The sequence below is a fragment of the Streptomyces sp. Ru71 genome, from assembly GCF_002920535.1.
In the GTDB taxonomy this organism is placed as follows: Bacteria; Actinomycetota; Actinomycetes; order Streptomycetales; family Streptomycetaceae; genus Streptomyces.
The window spans coordinates 1-4,026 of sequence record NZ_PQSS01000155.1 but is presented as its reverse complement, the minus strand read 5'-3'; the positions used below and the strand labels follow the sequence as shown (position 1 = coordinate 4,026).

General features: G+C 70.5%; 3 protein-coding genes and 1 pseudogene. 1 reads left to right on the top strand and 3 read right to left on the bottom strand.

Annotated features, from left to right (window positions below; translation table 11 throughout):
- A partial coding sequence (locus tag C3489_RS38950) for a hypothetical protein (RefSeq protein ID WP_181140004.1) occupies positions 1-1,845 on the bottom strand: 1,845 nt, incomplete at its 3' end.
- A gap of 296 nt (positions 1,846-2,141) precedes the next feature.
- Positions 2,142-3,356, bottom strand: a complete 1,215-nt coding sequence (locus C3489_RS37870) for a metallophosphoesterase (RefSeq protein WP_103786667.1) — start codon at positions 3,354-3,356, stop codon at positions 2,142-2,144.
- Positions 3,357-3,376: 20 nt separating this feature from the next.
- On the opposite strand from C3489_RS37870, the gene C3489_RS38945 reads away from it, so the two are divergent.
- Positions 3,377-3,517 (top strand): hypothetical protein, encoded by a 141-nt coding sequence (locus C3489_RS38945; protein WP_181140003.1) that lies wholly within the window; start codon positions 3,377-3,379, stop codon positions 3,515-3,517.
- On the opposite strand, the pseudogene C3489_RS37865 reads toward C3489_RS38945, so the two are convergent.
- Positions 3,459-4,026: pseudogene (locus C3489_RS37865) on the bottom strand (cation acetate symporter); the annotation flags it as partial. The gene C3489_RS38945 and the pseudogene C3489_RS37865 overlap by 59 nt on opposite strands.

Sequence of the window (4,026 nt, the reverse complement as noted above, 5' to 3'; positions counted from 1 at the left end):
ATCCATCGCGGGGAGGAACCGGGCGCGCAGAGCCGTGACTTCCAGTTCCGCTTCGGGCGGCGATCCGGGTGGCACGACGAAGGTGGCCTGGGGCAGCAGGAGTTGTCGTACCCGCTCCTGGCCGTGGACGCGACGTACCACGGGAAGCCATTCGGCGAGGAAGCCGTCACCCTGCTGTGGCCCGTCGAGCGGGTACAGCAATTCCCACGGCACCACGTCGTGCTCGCCCAGCACCGTGAACGTGCGAATCTTGTCGCTCTCCCGCCAGAACTGTCCGCGCACCGCGTCGGGTACGGCTGCCCGCCACAGGGCGACGCCGAGGTTCTGCAGACGTCTGCGCACGTGCCGGGCATCCGTCCCTACGCCGGCCGCCGCAGCGATCCTGCGCAGTTCCCGGTAGATGTTCTCCGTGGCCTGCCGGGGGTCGCCGGCCTTGAGCTGGAACGCCGGGGCGTAGCTGGTCTCGCTGAGGAGCTGGAAGCTGTAACCGTCGGCGGCTCTGACCACCTGCAGCGTCACCTCGCCCGGGTCGAAGGCGAGTGAGTCCAGCGGTGCCGTACGAGGCGAGCCGTCACGCGAGGGCACGTCCTGCTGCACCGAGATCTGCACGCGTAATTCCCCGAGGAACGACCCTCCTTTGAACGCGCGTACCGTGACCGCATGCAGCCCCGGTCGGTCGGCACGCAGACCAAAGCGCAGCACATCGGAGTCCCGGCCCGGCTTGACCCACAGCTCCTGCTGCAAGTCACCCAGCGCCAGGAGTCCCGGTGCGTGCACTGTGATCAACAGCCGGTCCCCGTCTGCGGGTGGCTGGAACGCCCGTAGAGCCACACCTTCCTGGCCACCACCGCTACCGCAGGTGACTTGGACCTGCAGCGGTACCTCGCGACCGGGTGACGCCTGCTCCGCGAGTTCTGCTCGCAGCCGATGCCGCTCCGGGTACTCAACGCGCTGGCCCACGACAGGGCCGTGGAACGACCCGCCGCTGAAATCGATGACGCCCTGTCGGAGGGCGGGCAGGTCGGCCTCGCGCACAACGCCACGCTCGACGAGGTATTTGACCATCTCGGCGTAGCGCCGGCTCTGACTCTCGTGCGGGGCGGCCCTGCTCTGTCTGATCTGCGCCAGCAGTTGGAGGACAGGTCCGGCCTCCTCGGGACGAAGGACCAGGTACCGCTGGATCAAACTCTCCCAGTCGAGCCGTGTGCTCGCCCTGGCGACGCTCTCCTCCGCCTCCGCGCGCCCGAGGGCGGCCGCCTCGCTGAGCATTTCGGAGTGGGTCTTCTCGCCCGATATGGGGCGTGGACGCGCATCGTTCCGTTCCTGTAGGTGCCGGACGGCAGCCTCGTCGGGCTCCATCCGAACCTCGCAGTAGTAGATGGTGATGCCCTCGGGCAGCCGGATCTCCCGAGCCAGCTCCTGGTTGACCGCCTGTTCCGCCGCCATGGCCTCGGTGACGGCGAACTGCGCGGACCGCTGCCGGAGCAGGCCGGAGAGATGGCCGTAGACGACCGGGAGAGCGTCCCGTACGTTCCTGGCCACCACCATCGCCGGATCGTGCACCCGGAAGCCGACGTCGATCACGGCCTGGAACCGGTGCTCACCGTCGATGGAGGTCAGCGGGGTCTTGGTGACCACTGCTCGGCGCCGGTGATCGCTGAGGTCGACGACGTAACAGGCGCGGTTCTTGCCGAACCATGGCCGGCCGGGCCGGCGGACGGTCTCCACCTCGAAGGAGCCGTCCCGCACCGGGTAGACGATCGCCACCGAGGGCGGCAGATCGGGCAGTTCGGCCACCCGGCTGCGGGCGATCAGACTCTCGTTGAGAATCAGAGAAACGGGCATTCCCCCCACCCTTCCGGGTCACGCTGCGCGACCGCCGGCCGTCAGGTGCAGCCCGACGATCCGGTCCGGGTGCATCCAGTCGTCGGCACAGCGCCCAGGATGCGATCTGAGCACCGGTTACGGAACATGCCCCTCGAAGCAATCGCTGACTGCCGCTGACGAGTATGTCGCGCTCGACATGGTCATGTTGGTGGGTCGCGGCTAGCGAACGAGACGAGCCTGGTTGTCTGTCGACGTCGCGCTTCTCGGCTCGTGGACGCCGCTGGACGGATGTGTGGGCCCGCCCGGTGACGCGGCTACGTGGGCAGGTGTGAGGAGCGGAGCACGAGCAGGGTGATCTCGCTGGGGGCGAAGACGCGGAACGGTGGGCCCCAGAAGCCGGTGCCGCGGCTGGTGTAGAGGAGGGTGCGGGGGCCGTGGTGGGTGAGGCCGGCGAGGGCGGGCTGGTCGAGGCGGACCAGGTGGTGGAAGGGCCAGATCTGGCCGCCGTGGGTGTGGCCGGAGAGCTGGAGGTCGATGCCGGCTGCTGCTGCCCGGTCGACGAACTTGGGCTGGTGTGCCAGGAGCAGGACGGGCAGGTCGGGGTCGGTGCCGTTGAGGGCTCCGACGAGGTGGGCGCGGTGGCCCGCCAGGCCGGAGGACTCGGCGGTGACGTCGTCCACCCCGGCGACCACGAGGGTGTCGCCTCCGCGTTCGAGCAGCAGGTGGCGGTTGCGCAGCGGCTCCCAGCCCAGCTCGTCCATCAGGTCGACCCAGCCCTGGGCCTCGCTGTAGTACTCGTGGTTGCCGGTGACGTACACCCGGGCATGGGTGGCCCGCACGGTGCCGAGCGGCACGGCCTGGGCGCGGCGGCGTTCGGCCGTGCCGTCCGCGATGTCGCCGGTGTGGCAGACCAGGTCGGCTTCCAGGGTGTTCACCGTCTCGCACACCCGTGCCGACCAGCGGGCGCGATCGAGCGGGCCGTAGTGGGTGTCGGTGATGAGGACGACGCGGAGGCCGTCCAGTCCGGCACCCAGTCGCGGGAGCTGCACGTCGAGCCGGCGCACCCGGGGCACGCGGCGGGCCTCGGCGTACCCCCAGGCGAGCAGTACGGCGGTGATACCGAGGACGGCCCAGGTGACGATGCGGGCGCGGTCCTGGCCCTCGCCGACGCCGGCCAGGGTCAGGGCGAGCCTCAGGAAGACGCCCAGCAGAACGGACCAGGTGAACAGCACCCAGCTCGTCCCCAGCAGGGTGTCACCGATGACCGCCGCCCGGTCCTGCTGGCGCCGGCCGTGGCCGCGCACCATCGCCAGCGGCATGGAGATGAGGCCGAGGACGAACAGGGCGGTGCCGGCCAGGGCGACGGGCAGCGGCCAGTGCTGGCCGGTGTGGAGCAGCACCCCGCAGGGCACGGCCCACAGCAGGACGGGGGCGATCATGGGGAGGTAGCGCATCAGGCGGAGCAGCCGGCTCGGCCGCGGCGCTTGCGCTTCGCCCTCTGCGGGCCGGGTGCTGCTGGTGTCGGTCACGTTTCCCCTCCCGGACCGGGGTGCCGTCCCGCGCACTGTATCCGGTCGCCGCCGGGACGGGCATGATCCTCGTCCAGCTCGCCCAGGGCGAGGCCGCCCGGCTCACCGACGACCGGGAGCTGGTGAACGCCGCGGCCATGCGGCTGGTCGCGGCGGCCTGACGCCCTGCCCCGCCAGGGTCTCGGCAGGACCGGAGCTGCCGCCCGGGTTCCTGCTGCCGAGCCACCCGAGCAGGAACGCCACCGGGACGGATATCAGGCCCGGGGTGCGGAACGGGTACCAGTCGAAACCCGCCCCCGGGATCAGCGCGTACGCGGAACCGGACACGGTGGGGGAGAACAGCGTGAGGACGAAGCACAGGAGCAGCCCGCCGTAGACGCACCACAGCAGCCCTGCGCGATTGAACCCCGGCCAGAAGAAGGAGTAGACGAGCACCGGGGCCACACACGTCGCCGCGACGCTCATCGCGAAGATGGCCAGGAACTCGACCGAATACCGGTGAGCGGCCGCGGACAGTGTCAGACCCAGGGCGCCCAGGGCGACGATGGCCAGACGCAGGACCCGCACCTGCCGGCTGCTCGCGTGCGGTCCGCCGGGGCGGGCGAACACGTCGTGCGTGAGACCGACGGCGGCTGCGAACATCACGCTCGTCACGGTCGTGAGGATGACC